At 69.6% G+C, this 17,944-nt stretch carries 18 protein-coding genes and 1 pseudogene; 6 read left to right on the top strand and 13 right to left on the bottom strand.

Annotated elements, in window-relative coordinates; genetic code table 11:
* Window positions 1-277: 277 nt before the first annotated feature.
* Window positions 278-508 carry a hypothetical protein gene (locus tag K7957_RS00830; RefSeq protein ID WP_223010117.1) on the top strand — a complete coding sequence of 77 codons (231 nt, stop codon included), beginning with the start codon at window positions 278-280 and terminating at the stop codon, window positions 506-508.
* 83 nt (window positions 509-591) lie between these two features.
* Here the strand turns inward: K7957_RS00830 and uvrC are convergent, their stop codons facing one another.
* The 7 genes from uvrC to K7957_RS00795 form a co-directional block, all read right to left on the bottom strand.
* Complete coding sequence (gene uvrC / locus K7957_RS00825) at window positions 592-2,511, bottom strand: excinuclease ABC subunit UvrC (protein WP_223010116.1); 1,920 nt, start codon at window positions 2,509-2,511, stop codon at window positions 592-594.
* 191 nt (window positions 2,512-2,702) lie between these two features.
* Window positions 2,703-4,520 (bottom strand): DUF885 domain-containing protein, encoded by a 1,818-nt coding sequence (locus K7957_RS00820; protein WP_223010115.1) that lies wholly within the window; start codon window positions 4,518-4,520, stop codon window positions 2,703-2,705.
* Between the two features lie 381 nt (window positions 4,521-4,901).
* Window positions 4,902-5,519, bottom strand: a complete 618-nt coding sequence (locus K7957_RS00815; protein WP_223010114.1) for a F0F1 ATP synthase subunit B — start codon at window positions 5,517-5,519, stop codon at window positions 4,902-4,904.
* Complete coding sequence (locus tag K7957_RS00810; protein ID WP_223010113.1) at window positions 5,512-6,006, bottom strand: F0F1 ATP synthase subunit B family protein; 495 nt, start codon at window positions 6,004-6,006, stop codon at window positions 5,512-5,514. Before K7957_RS00810 ends, K7957_RS00815 begins: the two co-directional genes overlap by 8 nt.
* Before the next feature lie 62 nt (window positions 6,007-6,068).
* Window positions 6,069-6,296, bottom strand: coding sequence for a F0F1 ATP synthase subunit C (locus K7957_RS00805; RefSeq protein WP_019515901.1), 228 nt, complete (start codon window positions 6,294-6,296; stop codon window positions 6,069-6,071).
* Window positions 6,297-6,338: 42 nt separating this feature from the next.
* Window positions 6,339-7,127: a F0F1 ATP synthase subunit A gene (locus K7957_RS00800; RefSeq protein ID WP_223010112.1), complete on the bottom strand. Its 789-nt coding sequence runs from the start codon at window positions 7,125-7,127 to the stop codon at window positions 6,339-6,341.
* A gap of 28 nt (window positions 7,128-7,155) precedes the next feature.
* Window positions 7,156-7,488 (bottom strand): AtpZ/AtpI family protein, encoded by a 333-nt coding sequence (locus tag K7957_RS00795; protein ID WP_223011054.1) that lies wholly within the window; start codon window positions 7,486-7,488, stop codon window positions 7,156-7,158.
* A gap of 382 nt (window positions 7,489-7,870) precedes the next feature.
* Between K7957_RS00795 and K7957_RS00790 the strand changes: the two genes are divergently transcribed.
* Together K7957_RS00790 and K7957_RS20725 are read left to right on the top strand one after the other, a co-directional pair.
* Window positions 7,871-8,575 (top strand): PEPxxWA-CTERM sorting domain-containing protein, encoded by a 705-nt coding sequence (locus tag K7957_RS00790; RefSeq protein WP_223010111.1) that lies wholly within the window; start codon window positions 7,871-7,873, stop codon window positions 8,573-8,575.
* Window positions 8,576-8,643: 68 nt separating this feature from the next.
* Window positions 8,644-8,844, top strand: a pseudogene (locus tag K7957_RS20725) (sterol desaturase family protein); the annotation flags it as partial.
* Between the two features lie 13 nt (window positions 8,845-8,857).
* Here K7957_RS20725 and K7957_RS00780 read toward each other — a convergent pair.
* From K7957_RS00780 to K7957_RS00770, 3 genes are read right to left on the bottom strand one after another with little or no spacing between them, the layout of a single operon-like run.
* A complete protein-coding gene (locus tag K7957_RS00780) occupies window positions 8,858-9,232 on the bottom strand; it encodes a YdbL family probable chaperone protein (RefSeq protein ID WP_223010110.1) in 375 nt (124 codons plus the stop codon).
* Between the two features lie 12 nt (window positions 9,233-9,244).
* Complete coding sequence (locus K7957_RS00775) at window positions 9,245-9,430, bottom strand: YnbE family lipoprotein (RefSeq protein ID WP_246616595.1); 186 nt, start codon at window positions 9,428-9,430, stop codon at window positions 9,245-9,247.
* A gap of 8 nt (window positions 9,431-9,438) precedes the next feature.
* On the bottom strand, window positions 9,439-12,534 hold the full coding sequence (locus K7957_RS00770) for an intermembrane phospholipid transport protein YdbH family protein (protein WP_343228257.1): 3,096 nt from the start codon (window positions 12,532-12,534) through the stop codon (window positions 9,439-9,441).
* A gap of 98 nt (window positions 12,535-12,632) precedes the next feature.
* On the opposite strand from K7957_RS00770, the gene radC reads away from it, so the two are divergent.
* Window positions 12,633-13,322: a RadC family protein gene (gene radC, locus K7957_RS00765; protein WP_223010109.1), complete on the top strand. Its 690-nt coding sequence runs from the start codon at window positions 12,633-12,635 to the stop codon at window positions 13,320-13,322.
* Between the two features lie 82 nt (window positions 13,323-13,404).
* On the top strand, window positions 13,405-14,718 hold the full coding sequence (gene purB, locus K7957_RS00760) for an adenylosuccinate lyase (protein WP_223010108.1): 1,314 nt from the start codon (window positions 13,405-13,407) through the stop codon (window positions 14,716-14,718).
* A gap of 74 nt (window positions 14,719-14,792) precedes the next feature.
* Here purB and K7957_RS00755 read toward each other — a convergent pair whose 3' ends face one another.
* Together K7957_RS00755 and K7957_RS00750 are read right to left on the bottom strand one after the other, a co-directional pair.
* On the bottom strand, window positions 14,793-15,281 hold the full coding sequence (locus K7957_RS00755; RefSeq protein WP_246616594.1) for a bactofilin family protein: 489 nt from the start codon (window positions 15,279-15,281) through the stop codon (window positions 14,793-14,795).
* 2 nt (window positions 15,282-15,283) lie between these two features.
* Entirely contained in the window at window positions 15,284-16,384 is a 1,101-nt protein-coding gene (locus K7957_RS00750) for a M23 family metallopeptidase (protein WP_223010107.1), read from the bottom strand.
* Window positions 16,385-16,609: 225 nt separating this feature from the next.
* Here K7957_RS00750 and mobA point away from each other — a divergent pair, with 225 nt between their 5' ends.
* Entirely contained in the window at window positions 16,610-17,140 is a 531-nt protein-coding gene (mobA, locus tag K7957_RS00745) for a molybdenum cofactor guanylyltransferase (RefSeq protein WP_223010106.1), read from the top strand.
* Window positions 17,141-17,150: 10 nt separating this feature from the next.
* Here mobA and K7957_RS00740 read toward each other — a convergent pair whose 3' ends face one another.
* Window positions 17,151-17,873 (bottom strand): FadR/GntR family transcriptional regulator, encoded by a 723-nt coding sequence (locus tag K7957_RS00740; protein WP_343228254.1) that lies wholly within the window; start codon window positions 17,871-17,873, stop codon window positions 17,151-17,153.
* Window positions 17,874-17,944 lie beyond the last annotated feature (71 nt).

Below are 17,944 nucleotides of genomic sequence, written 5' to 3'. Positions count from 1 at the left end.
AATGACGAGCCGATCCGAATTGACTAGCGCCAGTGACTGCCGCGCTCTCGCATTCTACTCAGCGCGGCGACACCGTCTCGACACCGGCTTGTGCGAAGAGAGCGCACTCTGGTCCAAACGCGCGTTAGCCGGAGCGCGCGGATGCAGGTCAAACGCAAGTGTCAGATCGGCACGGCGCTGGCCGTGGCCGTGCTCCTGTCCGGGGCGATCAAAGCCGACGCGGTGATCGCGCATTTCCGTCTCGGCGGGCCGATCGACGGCTCGGACTGGCAGATCGATGACCTGGACGGCACCATCACGCCGCTCCCGGCTGCACCGCGAGGTGGCAACGGATGTCGATGTCACCGCGCCGCTCCAACGGATCATTGTGCGCGCGGGCGAGATCAACCAGCTGATCGTCGAGATCGCGCGGTCGGCCGAACGCGAGGCGGCGCGGCTACAGCGGGTGAACATGCGCGTCGTGGGGATCAATAACGTCTTGCCCAAACGCATAGCCTACACGGAGTAGGCTGCGCAGCGGCGCCCGACTTGGTCGATCATGCCGGCTGCTCTCGGACGATATCCCCCCGCGCTTCGAGTGAGCTGCCGGCCTCAGCGCGCGTGATAGAAGTCGTAGACCTGCTGCGCCACCGCCGCGCTCACTCCGGGCGCCTTGCGGAGATCCTCCAGGCTGGCGTTGCGCACCGCGCGACCGGTGCCGAAATGCATCAGCAGCGCCTTCTTGCGCGCCGGGCCGATGCCGGGAACCTCGTCGAGCGGACTCGCGCCGATCGCCTTCGCGCGCTTGGCGCGGTGTGCGCCGATGGCGAAGCGGTGCACCTCGTCGCGCAGCCGTTGGAGGTAGAAGAGCAAGGGCGAGTTGACCGGCAGCGTCAGCTCGCGCCCGTCCATCAGATGAAACACCTCGCGTCCCTCGCGGCCGTGATGCGGCCCCTTGGCGACGCCGACGAGGCACACGTCCTCGATCCCGAGAGTCTCCAGCACCGCCTTGGCGGCGTTGAGCTGGCCGCGGCCGCCGTCGAGCAGCACCAGGTCGGGCCAGGCTTCGCCGTCGCGATCCGGGTCCTCCTCCAGCGCGCGCGCGAAGCGGCGCTGGAGCACCTCACGCATCATCGCGTAATCGTCGTCGGTCGCGGCCTGCTTGATGTTGAACTTGCGGTACTGGCCCTTGCGGAATCCTTCCGGTCCCGCGACGACCATCGCGCCGAGCGCGTTGGTGCCCTGGATGTGGCTGTTGTCATAGACCTCGATCCGGTCGGGCGGATCGCCCAATTCGAACAGCTCCGCCAGCTCGCGATGCAGCCGCGCCTGTGTCGTGCTCTCGGCCAGGCGTCGTTCCAGCGCCTCCTTGGCATTGCGGCTGGCCTGGTCGAGCAGCCGCTTGCGCACGCCGCGTTGCGGCACGGTCAGCTCCACCTTGCGCCCGGCCTGCTCGCCCAGCGCCTGGGTCAGCAGCTCGGCCTCCGGCAGCACGCGGTCGATCAGGATGGTGCGCGCGGGCGGCACCTCCTCGTAGAATTGCACCATGAACTGGGTGAGCACTTCGTCCTCGGGCACGTCGGCGGTGTGCGCGGGGAAGAAGCTGCGGTGGCCCCAGTTCTGGCCGCCGCGGATGAAGAAAGCCTCGATCCCGATCAGCCCCTCGTGGCAGGCGAGCGCGAAGATGTCCGCGTCGCCCACGCCCTCCGCATTGATGAACTGCGTGCCCTGGATGAACGTCAACGCCTTGAGCCGGTCGCGCAGCACCGCGGCGAGCTCGAAGTCCATGTTCGCCGCCGCCGCCTCCATCTGCGCGCCGAGCTTGGCCTGGACGTCGGTGGCCTTGCCGGCGAGGAACTTCTTGGCGTCGCCGACGAGATCGGCATAGCCGGCGGGGTCGATGCGGCCGACGCACGGCGCCGAGCACCGCTTGATCTGGTACAGCAGGCACGGCCGGTCGCGCGTCTTGAAGAAGCCATCGGTGCAGCTCCGTAGCAGGAACAGCTTCTGCAGCGCGTTGAGCGTGTTGTTGACGCTGCCGGCGCTGGCGAAGGGGCCGTAATAATCACCCTTGGCGCGCCGCGCACCGCGATGCTTCTGGATGCGCGGGTAGTCATGGTCGGCGCGCAGCAGGATGAAGGGGAAGCTCTTGTCGTCGCGCAGCAGCACGTTGTACGCGGGCCGGTAGCGCTTGATCAGCTGCGCCTCGAGCAGCAACGCCTCGGCCTCGTTGTTGGTCGTCACGATCGTCATCGACCGCGTCTGCGACACCATGCGCTGGAGCCGCTTGGGCAGCCGCTCGACCTGGACGTAATTGGCGACGCGGTTCTTCAGCGCGCGCGCCTTGCCGACGTAGAGCACGTCACCCTTGGCGTCGTGCATGCGGTAGACGCCGGGCTTGAGCGGCAGCGTCTTGAGCACGTTGCGGATCGCCGCCTCGCCCGCCTTGAGGTCGGGAGCGTCGCTGCCGCGGATCGTGAAGGTGGCCTGCTCCTCGTTGAAGCGATCGGGTGGGCCGTAACTGCCGTTCATCACGGGCGATCTAGGGGCTCGCGCGGCGTGGGACAACGGGGGGCGCACGACGTCCAGCTCGCCACGGCCGTCATCCCGGCCGTGGGCCGGGATCCATGGGCCCGCGCACGCATCGGCACTGGTGCGCGCGGCGAGATGGATGCCGGATCATGTCCGGCATGACAGAAGCGGCGACCGAACGCCGCCCGCCCCTACCTTCCCCCGCCTCTCACCCAGTCGCCGATCTTTGCCTCCAGCACCGGCATCGGCAGCGCGCCGGTGTCGAGGACCTGCGCGTGGAAGGCGCGCGCGTCGAAGCGCTCGCCGAGTTTCGCCCTGGCGTCCGCCTTGAGCCGTGAGATCGTCAGCTGCCCGATCTTGTAGGCCAGCGCCTGCCCCGGGATCGCGATGTAGCGTTCCACCTCCGCGGTCGCGTCGGTGCGCGCCATCGGCGAGTGCGAGAGCATGTAATCGATCGCCTGATCGCGCGTCCAACCCTTGGTGTGGATGCCCGTATCCACCACCAGCCGCATCGCGCGCAGCATCTCGTCGTTGAGCCCGCCCATGCGCTGATAGGGATCGGTCTCCATCCCTAGTTCGGGCCATAGCGTCTCGGCATAGAGCGCCCAACCCTCGACATAGGCGGTGTTGCCGCCGAAGCGCATGAACGCCGGCAGCGCCTCATTCTCCTGCGCCAGACTGATCTGGAAATGATGCCCCGGCACCGCCTCGTGCAGGTACAGCGTCTCCATCTCCCACATGTAGCGGACGGGGAGATCATAGGTGTTGTAGTAGAACACGCCCGGCCGCGTCCCATCGGGCGTGCCCGACTGATAGGAGCCGCCAGCGTCGGTCTTCTCCTTGAACGCGGGTACTGGCCGGATTTCGAGCGCCGTCCTCGGAATCAGCGAGAATTGCTCGCGCACGCGCGAGTCGATCCGGCGCCCGATCGCCTCGTAGCCGAGCCGCAGCTGCTCCTTAGACGAGGGTTGGAAGCTTTTGTCCTCGCGCAGGAAGGTGAAAAAGTCCGCGAGCGAGCCGGTGAAGCCGACCTTGGTCTTCTGCGCCTCCATCTCGCGCGTGATCCGCGCCACCTCGCTCAAGCCGAGCCGGTGGACCGCGTCGGCGGAGAGCGGCAGCGTCGTGTTCGCCTCGATGAGATAGGCGTAGAGCTTGTCACCGCCCGGCATCGCCGAGAGGCCGACGCTGTCGCGCGCTACCGGCAGATACTCCTGCTCGAGGAAGTCGCGCATGCGGCGCTGCGCGGGATTGACCACATCGGTGATCTGGCGCGTGTAGGCGGCGCGGAGGCGCGCCTGATCCACCGCCGGGATCGCCGCGGGGAAGGCCTTCACCGGCCCGTACAGCGGCGAACCCTCCGCCCCGCCCTCGAGCAGATGGTCGAACTGCGCGATCATGTTGCGCACCACCAGCTTGGGCTGGACGATGCGCGCGCGCATGCCCTCGCGGAAGCGCGCGATCGCCTGGTCGAGCAGCTCGGCGTAGCGCGCGTTGCGCTTCAGGTTGTTGTCGTAATCCGCGACGGTGTTGAACGGCGCCGCGCCCTGCCCGGAGGCCAGCTCGGGGTAGAAGGTCTGCAGCCCGTAGAAATGGTCGAGCGGGCGGACGATGTTGAGCGCGACCAGGTCGGGCGCGAGGCCGCGCAGGGTGACCGAGCTCTGCTGCCGAAAGACGTCGTAGGCGATCTGGTCGGTGCGGGTCAGCTTGGCGCGGTCGATCCTGCTCAGCGCGGTGAGGTCGCTCTGCGCCGCGGCGCGCTCGGCCGCGAGATAGGAGTCGGAGAAAGGGTCACCGAGCCGGTCGGCGTAGCGCAGGTCGCCGCGGAACAGCGCGTTGACCGGGTTGCGCTGGAGCGACGCCTCGTCGCTGGCGGCGAACAGCGCCTTGAGCTTGGTGTCCTCGGCGGAGTCACCGGGAGCAGCGATGGTGGGGGTCGACTGGGCGAGCGCCGGCAGCGGCGAGGTGACGCCGGACGCGAGCAGCAGGGCGACGGCGAGCGGGCGCGACATCAGGTCACCTCGGTATGGATTGGTGGTAGGTGGTTCTTCATGCAGAGCGAGGTGCGGTGATGCACTGAATGTGTTGCTCGCACCATCCACCTCCCGTCATCCTGAACTTGTTTCAGGATCCACGCTGCGACCATCTCAGCGGCCGTGGCGAACATGGTTCGGTCGATCCTGAAACAAGTTCAGGATGACGCTGGATCGGAGCCGATCGAGCATCTCCCCGCAGGCCACAGCCAATGGCGCGCGCTTGACCAGCACGTTAACCGCCGTGCTCCGGGGAATGCCCGAGCCCAGCATCGCCGGCGATGTTCCTCGTGGCTCTAGGCTCCTGCGTCCGCGGGAGCACGCGGGTGGCGGAGGGACGCGCGAGACGCCCCCACCCGCTCAGTTGAGCCGCCCAACCCCCGCGATCGCGCGATCGACCAGCGCCTTGTCGCTCTCGGCGCCGTGGCGCTCGGCGATCAGCGCCGCGGCGGCGGTGGCGGCAGCCTCGGCGGTACGGGCACGCACCTCGGCGATCGCGGCGCGCTCGGCGGCGGCGATCTTGTCCTCGGCCATGCGCGCGCGGCGGTCCATCAGCTGCTCGGTATCGGCCTTGGCCTTGGCGACGATCTCGGCGGCCTCATGATGCGCGTTCTCGCGCATCTTGGCGGCGTCCGCTTCGGCCGAGCGTGCACGCGCGGCATATTCGTCGCGCAGCGCCTCGGCCTCGCGGCGCAGCGCCGCGGCCTCGTCGAGCTGGTGACGGATCTCGCCGATGCGCTTGTCAAGCATCGCCGCGATCGTCTTCGGTACGCGAACGACCACCATACCGATGAGCACCACTAGAGCGGCGATGCCGACCCAGCCGGTGTCGTTGAAGCCGAGCGCGGTCGGTGCGACGTGGTCGCCCGCGCCGCCATGCTCGGTCGACGCGGCATAGCCGCTGCCGTTGGCGAGATCGTGCGACTCCAGACCCTCGGAGGCAGGGCCCTGGGTCGGTCGGGCGGGAGCGTTAGCCATGATTCAGCTGCCTGCGCACCGCCTCGTTGGCGGCCTCGGTGGGGACGGCGACCCCGGCGAGGCGCTGCACCAGCTCCTGCGCCGCCTCGGCCGCGATCGTCTGGACGTTGACCATCGCCGCGGCCTTGGCATTCGCCACCGCGACGTCGTGGTGCGCGACGCGCTCGGCGAGGTCGGCGTCGGCGCTGCGGAGCTGCGCCTCGGCCGCGGCCGCGGCGCGCGCCTTGGCGGCGGCGACCTCGGCCTGTGCTGCCGCGCGCGCGGCGTCCATGTCGGCGTTCCACGCCGCTTCGGTCGTGTCCGCCGTGACGCGCGCGTTCTCGGCGCTCGCGAGGTCCTGCGCGATCTTCGACTCACGCAGGTCCATCACGCCCTGCACCCTGGGCACCATCAGCTTGCCGATCCCGAAATACAGGATGCCGAAGGTGATGAGCAGCCAGAAGATCTGCGAGGCGTAGGTGGCGGCGATCTGACTGATTTGAGGCATGGTGATCCGCTATCCTTGCGCCCCGCCCGGTGGTCGGGCGGGGCTGGTCCGTCGGCGTCAGGTTACGCGACGAACACCAGGATGATCATCGTCACGAAGGCGAGCAGGCCGAGCAGCTCGGCGCCCGCGAAGCCGATGAAGAGGCGGCCCTGCTGGCCGTCGGCAGCACCCGGGTTGCGCAGCGCACCCTCGAGGAAGGCGGCGAAGACATTGCCCACGCCCAGCGCGGCGATGCCCATGCCGATCGCGGCGAGACCGGCGCCGAGCAGCTTGGCGGCGTTTGCGTCCATGTCAGTAACTCCCGTTCAGAAAACAAAGGTTGGTGTGGAAACTCAGTGCAGGTTGACAGCGTCGTTGAGATAGACGCTGGTCAGCAGCGCGAAGACATAGGCCTGGATCGCCGCGACCAGCAGCTCCAGCAGCGTGATCCCCAGCATCAGCACGAAGCTGGGCACGGTGATCAACACCGCATAGCCCGGCCCGAGGTTGATTCCGTTGATCACGAAGGCGGCGAGCACCTTGAGCAGGATGTGCCCCGCGGTCATCGCGACGAACAGTCGCAGGCCCAGCGAGAAGGGGCGCACCAGGAAGCTCATCAGCTCGACCACGAAGATCAGCGGCACCATCAGCGCGGGCGTGCCGTGCGGCACGAACAGGCTGAAGAAGTGGAAGCCGTGGCGGCCGAAGCCGACGATCAGCACGATCGAGAAGCTGATGATCGCCAGCACGCCGGTGACGGTCAGGTGGCTGGTGACGGTGAACGGATGCCAGCCCGGCACGATGCCGACCGGCATGAGGCCCAGGATGTTGGCGAACAGGATGAACATGAAAAGAGAGAAGACATAGGGCACGAAGCGCTTGCCCTCGGGCCCGACGTTCGAGGTCAGCATGTTCTGGACGAAGCCGGTGAAGCCCTCGACCGCGGCCTGCCAGCGACCCGGGACGAGCTCGCGCTTCATGCCGCCGAGCATGAACAGCCACAGCGCGACGAGCGTGATCACCATCCACAGCGCGGAGTTGGTGAACGACACGTCATAGCCGCCCACGATCCAGCGCTGACCGAGCACGGGCTCGATCAGGAACTGGTGCATCGGATCGATCTTGCCGCCTTCTGCCGCCACGTGCTGGTCCCTGCGCCTAAAATATAGATCAAGCGCCCGGTTCGTCCGGACGCTTGGTCGTCAACCGAATGATCTGCCTGAACGCCACGCCGATCCCGAGGAACAGCATCACGATCAGTACCCAGGGCGTCGTGCCGAACCAGCGGTCGAGGAGCCAGCCGATCAGCGCCGAGCCGACGAGACTTCCGATGAGAGCGGCGAGCACGCGGTTGCCGAGCGCATAGCCCGCGTCACCCCCGTCGCGCACAACCCCCGTGCGAACCGCCTCGTCCCGGCGCGCCTGCTTCAGCCGATCGTCGAGCGAAGTCAGGCGCGGGTCCGCCGCGTCGTGGAAATCCTGTCCGGGGCCGTTCTCCGCCACGCCGCCACCCTCGTCCTCAAGTTCGTTGACCGGGAGAGGGTGCGCGCGAGCGGCGAGCAGCCCCGCCAAGGCGCCGTCCGGTTAGCCGGGGGGTTGGGGGGTGTCAACCTGTGTGGACGCGGGGTTAACGGAGGTTGTCTTGAGGCCGCGGCGCGGCGTGCGCGCCCCTTCTCATCACAGCCGGACCGGCCAGCGCGACTTCGCACGACCATCTTCGCTCCGTTTTCGATGATTGCGCCACCTAATTAGATTGTCACGTCAAAGCATCGCCACGTCGCATCAAGCGTAAGAAAGTTCGTCCATAACGGAAGGAACTTCCTCCGCGCTACCTCCTGCACTTCCCGCTGACCCTACGATGAGCCCACCACTCAGGAGGATTGTCATGCGCATGGCCTTCGCACTATCGGCGCTTCTCTCGATCACAGGCGCTAACGCCGTCTTAGCCAGTAATCTGGTAGCAAACGGGTCTTTTGGATCCACCACCGTCAAAGGTAAGGAGCGGTTTGAAGGTAATGTTGATGGCTCGAGCGGGGGCGGCAATCTGACGTACATCGCCGCCCCCGGAACAGCCGATGACGGCGAAGGAGAGATGTCGTTATACGGCCCCTTCCCGAGAACTAGCCCGGACGGTGGTAAATTCGTCATCGCCGACGGAGACGAACCGTACCGCGACACCATCTGGCAGACGATCGCAGGCCTGACGATCGGAGCGGTCTACGAACTTAATTTCTTCCAAGCCGCGGGTCAGTGGGCAGGTCGCCCATATGCGGCTGACACGACCGAAAGCTGGCGGGTATCGTTCGGTGAAGAGACCAAGCAGTCGGACTCGTACAACCTGCCTTTCCAGGGTGTCGGAGCGTGGCAGCTCGAGAAGATGAGGTTCACTGCGACTTCTACCTCTCAGGTCCTCGCCTTCCTCGCAGACGGCACGCCGTCCGGCGCGCCGCCCATGTCGCTGCTCGACGGCGTCTCCTTGTCCGCGGTCCCGGAGCCCTCGACCTGGGCGATGATGGTGACCGGTCGCGCGGCCGTCGGCGGCGCGATGCGCGCCCGCCGAAGCGATCGACGCGCCGCCGCGCTCGTCTGACGTCGGCGTGCTAAGCACCGTGATCATCGGGCAAGCGTTGCACCTGTGCGTCTGGCTGGCGCTTCGGCTGGTTTGAGCAGCTGGTCGCCACCCCGGCGTTCCACCATTGGCATCATGTCGCCGATGCGCCGCTCAACCGCAATTTCGCATCGACCCTGTCGATGATCGACCGGCTATTCGGCACGCTGCACCTTCCCGCGAGGGCGTGGCCCGCTCACTACGGCATCGGCACGGCAGCGGGCGAGACGAGCCCGAGCACGCCGCCCTAGCCGGCCACCGTCCTCACACGCAGCGCGAGTCGCGCTGCGGGGCGCCAGCGCCGCGCGTCTGCCAGCTGCCGTCGGGGGCCTTGTATTTCTCGCCCGGCTGGGTTTGCGCGATCAAATTGCAGCCGCTGGTGAAAGCGAGCTGTTCCACCGTCGCGCCGCTGGCCTGCGCCTTCTGCGTGTAGGCTGCCTTGCGCTGGATGTTGATGTTGCTGACCAGCGCGCGCAGCTCGGCGCTGCCGCCGCCGACCACGCCGAGGTAGCCGTCGGGCTGCTCGCCGACCTGCCCGGCGGCGCGTGCCGCAGCGTAAGCGGGGTCGCGCTGCGCCAGCGCGGCGGTGGAGAGGCCGGCGAGCGTCACCGCACCGGCGAGCGTCAGAAAGGCCTTCATCGTCGTCACCTTCTAAAAGATCCCCGGGTTCTGCTGGATCAATGTTTTCGCCTCATTGTCGAGGCGATACACCACTTCCTGCGTCACATTGATGTTGAGGTTGATCTGGATCGGCTTGTCGGGCGCGGAGATGTTCACGCACCCCGCGGTGGCCGCCACCAGCGCCGTCGTCATCGCGGTCAAGATCGGGAGGCGCATTGGGTTCGTCAATCCTTGTCAGGGTTTGCCACGGGGGCGCTTGCGGGAGGCTGAACGGGGCCGCCGCCACGGTTCTGCTCCTCGATCAGCGCCTGCAGGTTGCGTTTCACCAGCCGCTGCGGGTCGTAGAAGCTCGCCGCGGAGTCGATCAATCCGCGGAACGGCGCCCGGATGGTGATGTTGAAACGGATCGGCAGTCGCGTGAGCCGACGCAGCAGGAAGTTGCTCTTCGCCCCCTGCCCCTGCCCGATCCCGGCGAAGCGAACGCCCGTGACCATCTCGCCCGCGAGCGGCCCGTTCATCTCCACGGCCAGGTCGCGGTAGGTCAGCGAGCGCAGCGAGTGGAAGGCGAGGTTGCCCCAGAAGCCCAGGTCCTTCTCGGTCAGCTCGCCGAGATAGGCGATACTGCCTCCGCCCGCGCGCGCGACCAGCCGCCCGTCCTCGATCCGACCGCCGCTCGTGTCGAAGAGCATCGGCAGCACGCCGTCGAACGTACCGGTCGCGCTCAGATTCTTGAAATCGAACTGCTGCAGGAACTTGCCCGCATCCATCTGGTCGACGCGGAAGGTCAGCCGGCGCGATTGATCCGTGCCGAAATCGAGCAGAGTCGGCTCGAGCGTCAGCGTCCCGCCCGCGAACGGCCAGCGTCCCTCGGCGACGCGGACGCGCGTGTTGGGCAGCGTCTGGTAGACGATCCGGCCGTCGGTGACCGGCACGCCCGGGTTGATCGAGCGCACCGTCGCGACCTGGTCGGGCGCGCTCGCCAGCGCGAGCAGGTCGGTGAAGCGGATCGTCCCCGCGATGCCCTCGACGGGGCCGAACGCGGCGGCGAGATCAGTGCCCGGCGTGGTGAAGCTGCCCGTGCTGCTCACGCCCTGCGGGCTCCAGGCGATGTCGCCCGCGCCGCTGACGGTGCCGCGCACGTCGGCGATCACGCCGAAGGTGAGCCGGGTCAGCTTCTCGGGCTGAAGCGAGTCGCCGAAGGTGATGCCTGGGACCGCCAGATGCGCGCTACCGATGCCGGCGGCGAGGCGGTGCGCGATCGTCACGTCCGCCACCTTGGTCCCTGTGCTCGGCTCGTGCAACGTGCCCGCCGCCGCGATCGCGCCGTCGCGCAGCGTGAGCGTGACGTCCCGCGCGGCGAGCGGCTCGAACCTCGCCGGTGTCGCCTGGTCGGCGACGGTGAGCCTCCCGTCGAGCGCGAGCGCGCCGCCCGCGAAGCGCCATTGCCCGGAGGCGGCGCTCATCAGCAGCGGCACGTTGGCGATCGCGCCGCTCGCCCCGTTGAAGCCGCCCGTCACGCCGGCGCTGCCGAGCGTGCCGTCGAGCCGCGCGGCGTCGATCCGGGTGACGCGGTTGGGCGGGCCGATCAGCGCGGCGACATCGCTCAGCGCGAAGCCGCGGTCGGCGAGGCGCAGCCGCGCGTCCGACGCGGTGAGCCGCAGCGGCGTCCCGCCCAGCGTGCCGCGCAACGCCACGTCCGCGATCCGCGCGCCGCCGTTCACCCGACCGTCCACGACGCGGACCAGCGCGCCCTCGAGCGGGCAGAGCGTCAGAGCGACGCGCTCCAGAGCCAGGCTCGACACCAGCAGACGGTCGAACCTCAGCGGCGCGCAGCCGGGCGCGAGCGTGAGCGCGCCGCGGCCGAGACGCACGTCGAGCGGCAGGCTGAGCCGCTCGACGCGACCGCCGGGGAGCGGACCCGACAGCGTCGCATTGGTGCGCAGCCGGACGCCGCCGCCGACGGGCGAGAAGGTCAGCGGGGTGAGTTCCAAGGCGGCGCCGTCGCGCATGTAGCGCGCAATCTGCGCGATGCCGCCGATCGCGGCGCCCGGCGCGGCCTGGGTCAGCCGTACCTCGGTCGACGGCAGCCCGCCGCCGCCGAGCGTCAACCGCCCGGCGAGCCTAGGCTCCGCGGGATGGCCGAGCACGATGCCGCCGCCCGCGAGCGCGGCGCGCGCGCCGGTCGCCGCGGCGATCTCGGCGCGGTCGACCGTCAGCAGCGTCGTCGCGCCGCTCGCCAGCGCGAGGTCGGCGGTGACGCGCATCCGCCGCGCGGCGGCATCGAGGTCGCGGGCGAGCGCGGCGCCGAGCGGCGCCAGCGGCGTTCCGCTGGTCGACTCACGCACGACTCGCAACCGCGCGCGTTCGCCGGGCATCACCGCCACCGCGTCGGCCTCGAGCCGCCCGGCAACGGTCGCGCCGCGATCGAGCAGTCGCCAGGTGCCGGAAAAACGACTCGCGCCGCCGCTCGCCGCCGCCCCGCGTACGCGCGCCGCGGTGAGGTTCAGCGTGCCGGCGCTGCGCCGCGCGTCGCCCGCGAAGGTGATCGCCCCGCCGAGCGTATCGAGCCGCCCCGCGGCCGCCGCCAACGTCGCTGCGCCCCATCGCGCGCTGCCGCGCCAGCGGTCGAGCGCGGGCGACAGCGCGGCATCGAACGTGAGCGTCGGCGCGACCAGTCGCGCGCCCGCACAGTCGAGCGCCGCGGCAGTGACCGGCCCGGCGAGCCGCGGCGCCTGTTCCACCACCCGCACCGCCACGCGGGCGTCGAGCCCGCGCAGCGCGCAGCCGCCCGCCTCCCATTTCGGCGCGGCGGCGAGCAGGCGGCCGCTGAACCCATCGTCGAGCCGTCCGCGCCCGCTCAGCCGCAGCGCGACATCGCCCAGCGGAGTTGTTAGTGCGACTCGCGCGTCGGCGACGTCGAGGTCGATCGCGGGTAGCGCGAACCCGCCTCCCCCGCCCGTCGGCAGCAGCCGATCGACGGCGCCGAGCGACAGCTTGCCGCCGGCCAGCCGCGCCGATAGGCGGACGTGCCCCGCGCGCACGCCGACCAGCTTGGCCCCGGAGAGGCCGATGTCGGTCTCGGTCTCGACCCAGTCGGCGACGAGGTCGGGCGCGCGCGGATCGCCGATCACCACGCCTCTCAGCCGCTGGCGACCGAAGCCCAGGTCCTGGATAACGTAGCGCGCGGGCACGCCGCGGCGCGCCAGCTCGCGATCGATCACGTGAGTCGCGAGCGGCACGCGCGACAGCCACAGCGTCGCGCCACCGGCGAGCGCCAGTCCCGAGACCGCGATCAGGGCGCGACGGCGCGCGCTGGTCACCTCGGATCTCCGTCGCGCGTCATTCGATCGCCAGCATAGGCCGTCGCGACCGCCGCGCGCAATTGCGCACGATCGCGCGCTCGCCTAGGCGACCCGCGATGGTCGACGAAGAGACCGCCGCGAGCGACGTCCAGGGCCACCGCAAGCGGCTGCGCGAGCGGCTGCTCCTCGATCCGGATGGGCTGCACGACTATGAATTGATCGAGTATCTGCTCGGCCTCACGCTCCGGCGCGTCGACACCAAGCCGATCGCCAAGGATCTGCTGCGTCGCTTCGGCAGCCTCAACGCCTTGATGGAAGCGGACGCCACGGCGCTGACGCGGGTGGAGGGGCTCGGCGAGGTGAGCGTCGCCGCGCTGCGTATCGCGCGTGCCACCGCGCTCCGACTGCTGCGGGCGCGCGCGACCGCCGCGCCCATCCTGTCGAACTGGCAGGCGCTGGCGGACTATCTTCATGCCGATATGGCGCACGACACCATCGAACGGTTCCGCGTCCTTCATCTGAACACACGCAACATGATCATACGCGACGAGGTGATGGCGAAGGGCACGATCGACCAGACCGCGGTGCACGTGCGCGAGGTGATCAAGCGCGCGCTCGATACCGGTGCGGCGGCGCTGATCCTGGTCCACAACCATCCGTCGGGCGACCCCTCGCCGAGCCGCGCCGACATCGACATCACGCGCGCGATCGTCGCCGCCGCGCGACCGCTCGGCATCTCTGTCCACGACCATGTCATCGTCGCGGGAACGGGCCAGCTGAGCCTGCGCGCGCAGGGGTTGATCTGAGCGCCCGCCGCTCGATTTGCCCCTCGCGCCGCGCGCTGCTACCCGCCCGCGCATCTTCCCGCCTCGCTCCAGGACCGCGCGCATGATCCCCCGCTATTCCCGCCCCGAGATGACCGCGATCTGGACGCCCGAGGCGCGCTACGCGATCTGGTTCGAGATCGAGGCACACGCCACCGAGAAGCTGGCCGAGCTCGGCGTCGTGCCGCAGAGCGCCGCCGACGCGCTCTGGGCGTGGTGGGCGACCAAGCCCGCGATCGACGTCGCCGCGATCGACGCGATCGAGGCCGTGACCAAGCACGACGTCATCGCCTTCCTCACCTGGGTCGCCGAGCAGGTGGGCGATGAGGCGCGCTTCATGCATCAGGGCATGACCTCGTCCGACGTGCTCGACACCACGCTCGCGGTCCAGCTCGCGCGCGCGGCCGACCTGCTGCTCGCCGACCTCGACCGGCTGCTGGGGGTGATCGAGCGGCGCGCGCGCGAGCACAGGCTGACGCCGACGATCGGGCGCAGCCACGGCATCCACGCGGAGCCGGTCACCTTCGGGCTCAAGCTGGCGCAGGCCTATGCCGAGTTCGACCGCTGCAAGACCCGGCTGATCGCCGCGCGCGCCGATATCGCCACCTGCTCGATATCGGGCGCGGTCGGCACCTTCGCCAACGTCGACCCGCGCGTCGAGGAACATGTCGCCGCCGCGCTCGGCCTCGCGGTCGAGCCGGTGTCGACCCAGGTGATCCCGCGCGACCGCCACGCCATGTTCTTCGCGACGCTGGGTGTGATCGCCGGCTCGATCGAGCGCGTCGCCACCGAGGTACGTCACCTGCAGCGCACCGAGGTGCTCGAGGCGGAGGAATATTTCTCGCCCGGACAGAAGGGCTCCTCGGCGATGCCGCACAAGCGCAATCCGGTGCTGACCGAGAATCTCACCGGGCTGGCGCGCATGGTGCGCGGCTATGTCACGCCCGCGCTGGAGAACGTCGCGCTGTGGCACGAGCGCGACATCTCGCACTCCTCGGTGGAGCGCTATATCGGGCCGGACGCGACGATCACGCTCGACTTCGCGCTCGCACGGCTGACCGGCGTGATCGATAAATTGCTCGTCTATCCCGAGCGGATGCAGAAGAACCTCGACCGCATGGGCGGCCTGGTCCATTCGCAGCGCGTGCTGCTCGCGCTGACCCAGGCGGGCGTCAGCCGCGAGGATGCCTACCGGCTGGTGCAGCGCAACGCGATGAAGGTGTGGGAGTCGGACGGCGCGCTCTCGCTGCAGGAGCTGCTCAAGGGCGACCCCGAGGTGACCGCGGCGTTGTCCCCGGCCGAGATCGACGATAAGTTCGACCTGGGCTATCATCTCAAGCACGTCGACACGATCTTCGCGCGCGTGTTCGGCATGTAACTCCGCGAGGGCGCGGGGCGGCGCGATACCGCCTCGCGTCCGCGTCCAAACCCGCGCGATCGAGCGGCGCGCGCTCAGTCGAGGTAGTGCTCCTCCTCTTCGATCTGCTCGACATATTCCTCTTCCGGCGCGGCGAGCTCGGGCGGCACCACGATCGTGCTCTGCGCCGAGAAGCGTCCCTCCACCTCCGCGCCGTTCTCGACCGCGAGCGTGCCGTAGCGGCAGTCGCCGAAGATGCGTGCGCTGCGCTCGATCACGAGATTGTCGGCGTTGATGCTCCCCTCGACCTGGCCGGCGATGCGCGCGGCCTTCGCGACGATATTGCCGCGGATCACGCTCTCGGCGCCCTGGACCAGCGCGGCGCATTCCAGGTCGCCGTCGATCCGTCCGTCGATATGGATGTCCACCGTCGCCGCGATGTTGCCCGTCACCACGACGTCGCCGCCGATCAGCGAGAAGGGCGTGTGCTTGGCGCCGGTCGCGGGCGCGGGCGGCACCAGCGCGGCGGCGCGGGTGGGCGGCGGCGGCGATGGCGGCGCGTGCCGGCTGCCGAACATCGACATCTTCATTTTCCTTTCGTGTCGCCGAAGACGAGGAAGGGTTGCGGGTTCACCGCAGTGCCGTGGAGCCGCACCTCGAAATGGACGTGGGTGCCGGTGGATCGGCCGGTCGAGCCCATCCGCGCGATCCGCTGACCGCGCGCCACCTGCTCGCCCACGCTGACATCGGCGCCGGAGAGATGGCCGTAGCGCGAGGCGATGCCGTTGCCGTGATCGATCTCGACGAGCCGACCATAGCCCGCGCGCTCGCCGACGAAGCTGACCCGCCCCGCCGCCGCGGCGTAGATCGGCTCGCCGTAGCGGCCGCGGAAATCGAGACCGGCGTGGAAGGTCGGTCTGCCGGTGAACGGATCGGCGCGCACCCCGAAACTGCTCGTCTGGCTCGAGTCGCGCGTCGGGCGGCCGGACGGAACCGCGGTCGCCCCCTGCCCCACGGCGGCCCAGTGCACCACCGCCGCGGCGAGCGTCTCGAGCGCCGCGGGCACCGGCGTGCCATCGTCAGGCCAGGGGATCAGCGGCCCGCCCTCGGCGCGCCGCCCCTGCGCCGCGAGCCGCTCGGCATCGAGCCCGAGCCGGTGCAGCGCCGCGCCGCGTCTCTCCCGGTCCGCGTCAAAGGCTCTGCCGAGCGCACGCGCGAACGATTGCTGCGCCGCGCCGAGTGCGCCCAACGTATCGTCGCCGGGCTTCACAGGTCGGCCGAGCGCGGTGTGCGGCACCGGCTGCCCCAATTTCGAAGCGACGAGCTGCTCGATCAGGCGTTGGCGCCGCAGCAGCTCGCGCATCGCCGCGACGGCATGCCGGTCATCCGCCGCGCGTGTCGGTTGCGGCGCGGAGGCGGGTGCCGCATGAGAGACAGCGACCGCGATCCGCGGCTCGACGCGGCGCGGCGGCGTTGCCGGCGCGCGCAAGCTCCAGACGACGGCGGTGAGCGTCCCACCGCCCCAGACGGTCAGCACGAGCACGCCGGCGGCGGCCGCGCGCAATTGCGTCCGGCGGCTGACGCGGATGAAGCGCACGCGCCCGTCGGTACGCAGGAATAGCTCGCGGTCGACGAAGGTCTGTCGCGACCATGCCGTGATCGCCCGCCACGAGCCGTTCCTCGACAAAAGACGTCATCCCGCCGTTGATCCCACTTGCGCCTAACAATCGCACCCGCCGTACGCCAATGCGTCACGAGCCATTCTCGCCAGAACGGGCTAGCCGCTGATCCGCGACTTGGAGATATTCTCGCCAGGACATGGAGTTGCTCTGCGATCCTCGATCGGAACTCCTCACGTGGTTGACGACACGATCACGCTTTCCAGCCGCGCGGCGGCGCGCGACAAGGGAGCATGAACAGGATACTCGGCGCCGTTCTCGCCGGCGGCCAGGCGCGCCGCTTCGGCAGCGACAAGGCGCTCGCCGCGCTCGGCGGGATCAGGCTGCTCGACCACGCGCTGTCAAGCCTCGCGCCGCATGTCGCCGCACTGGTGGTCGTGGGTCGCGATGCCGCTCCGGTCCCCGTCGTGCCCGACCGGCCCTGCCCGGGACTCGGTCCGCTCGGCGGCATCGCCGGTGCGCTGGCGCATGCCGCGGCGAACGGCTTCGACGCGGTGCTGACGACGGCGTGCGACACGCCCGTTCTGCCCGAGTCGCTCGTTACCGCGCTACGCGGCGCCGGGGCGGCGCACGCCGCGGAGGCGCCGACGGTCGGCTACTGGCCGGTGACGCTGGCCGCGCCGCTCGTCCAGCATCTCGCCGCCGGTGGCGAGCGCTCGGTCCGGCGCTGGGCCGCGGGAGCCGGCGTCATCGCGGTCTGCCCCGGCGTCACGCTCGCCAACGTCAACACGCCCGACGATCTGGCGCGGCTCGTGCCCCGCTGAGGCGCGCCAATCAGCGCGCGGCGGCGACCTCGCGTTCCTTGGCCTCGACCTGGTCGATCAGCGTGAGCACGTTGACGATGAGGACGCGCATCGCCGCGCGCGCGGCCTCGGTGTCTCTCGCCAGGATCGCGTCGCGCACGGCGGTATGTTCGGCGATGCTGGCGGAGCGACCCGAGATCCGGTTGGTGAAACGGATCGAGGTGCGCAACGCCGTCTCGACGATGTCGCGCAGCCGGGTGTAGAAGGGGTTGTTGGAGGCGCGCAGCACCGCGACGTGGAACGCGATATCGGCGTCGAGCGTGTCGTCCTCGCCGCGCTCGGCGGCGCGCATCCGGTCCAGCCCGGCGCTGATCGCCGCCTGCTGCTCGGGCGTGGCACGCTGCGCCGCCAGCGCGGCGCCCTCGGGCTCCATCGCGATGCGCAGCTCGTTGAATTGGCGGAGCAGCTCGATCGAGAGCTTGCGTTCGAGCAGCCAGCGCAGCACGTCGGGATCGAACAGGTTCCACACGTCCTGCGGTCGGACGAACGTGCCCTGCTTTGGCCGCGCGCCGAGCAGCCCCTTGGCCGCCAGCATCTTCACGGCCTCGCGCGTGACCGAGCGGCTGACGCCATGCGCCTTGACGATCTCGGCCTCGTTGGGAAATGGTCGATCGGTATAGTCGCCGACCACGATCGCGCGCCCGAGTACCTCCTGCAGGCCGTAGGTCAGGTTGCGACCGAGTTCATGCTGCACTGCCGAAGCCCCGTAGCTGGACGCGGGCCCCGATCGACCCAACGCGCGACACTAGCCGACGCGATCCATAT

The sequence above is a fragment of the Sphingomonas yunnanensis genome (genome assembly GCF_019898765.1).
In the GTDB taxonomy this organism is placed as follows: domain Bacteria; phylum Pseudomonadota; class Alphaproteobacteria; order Sphingomonadales; family Sphingomonadaceae; genus Sphingomonas; species Sphingomonas yunnanensis.
This window is presented reverse-complemented; position numbering and strand designations above follow the sequence as displayed.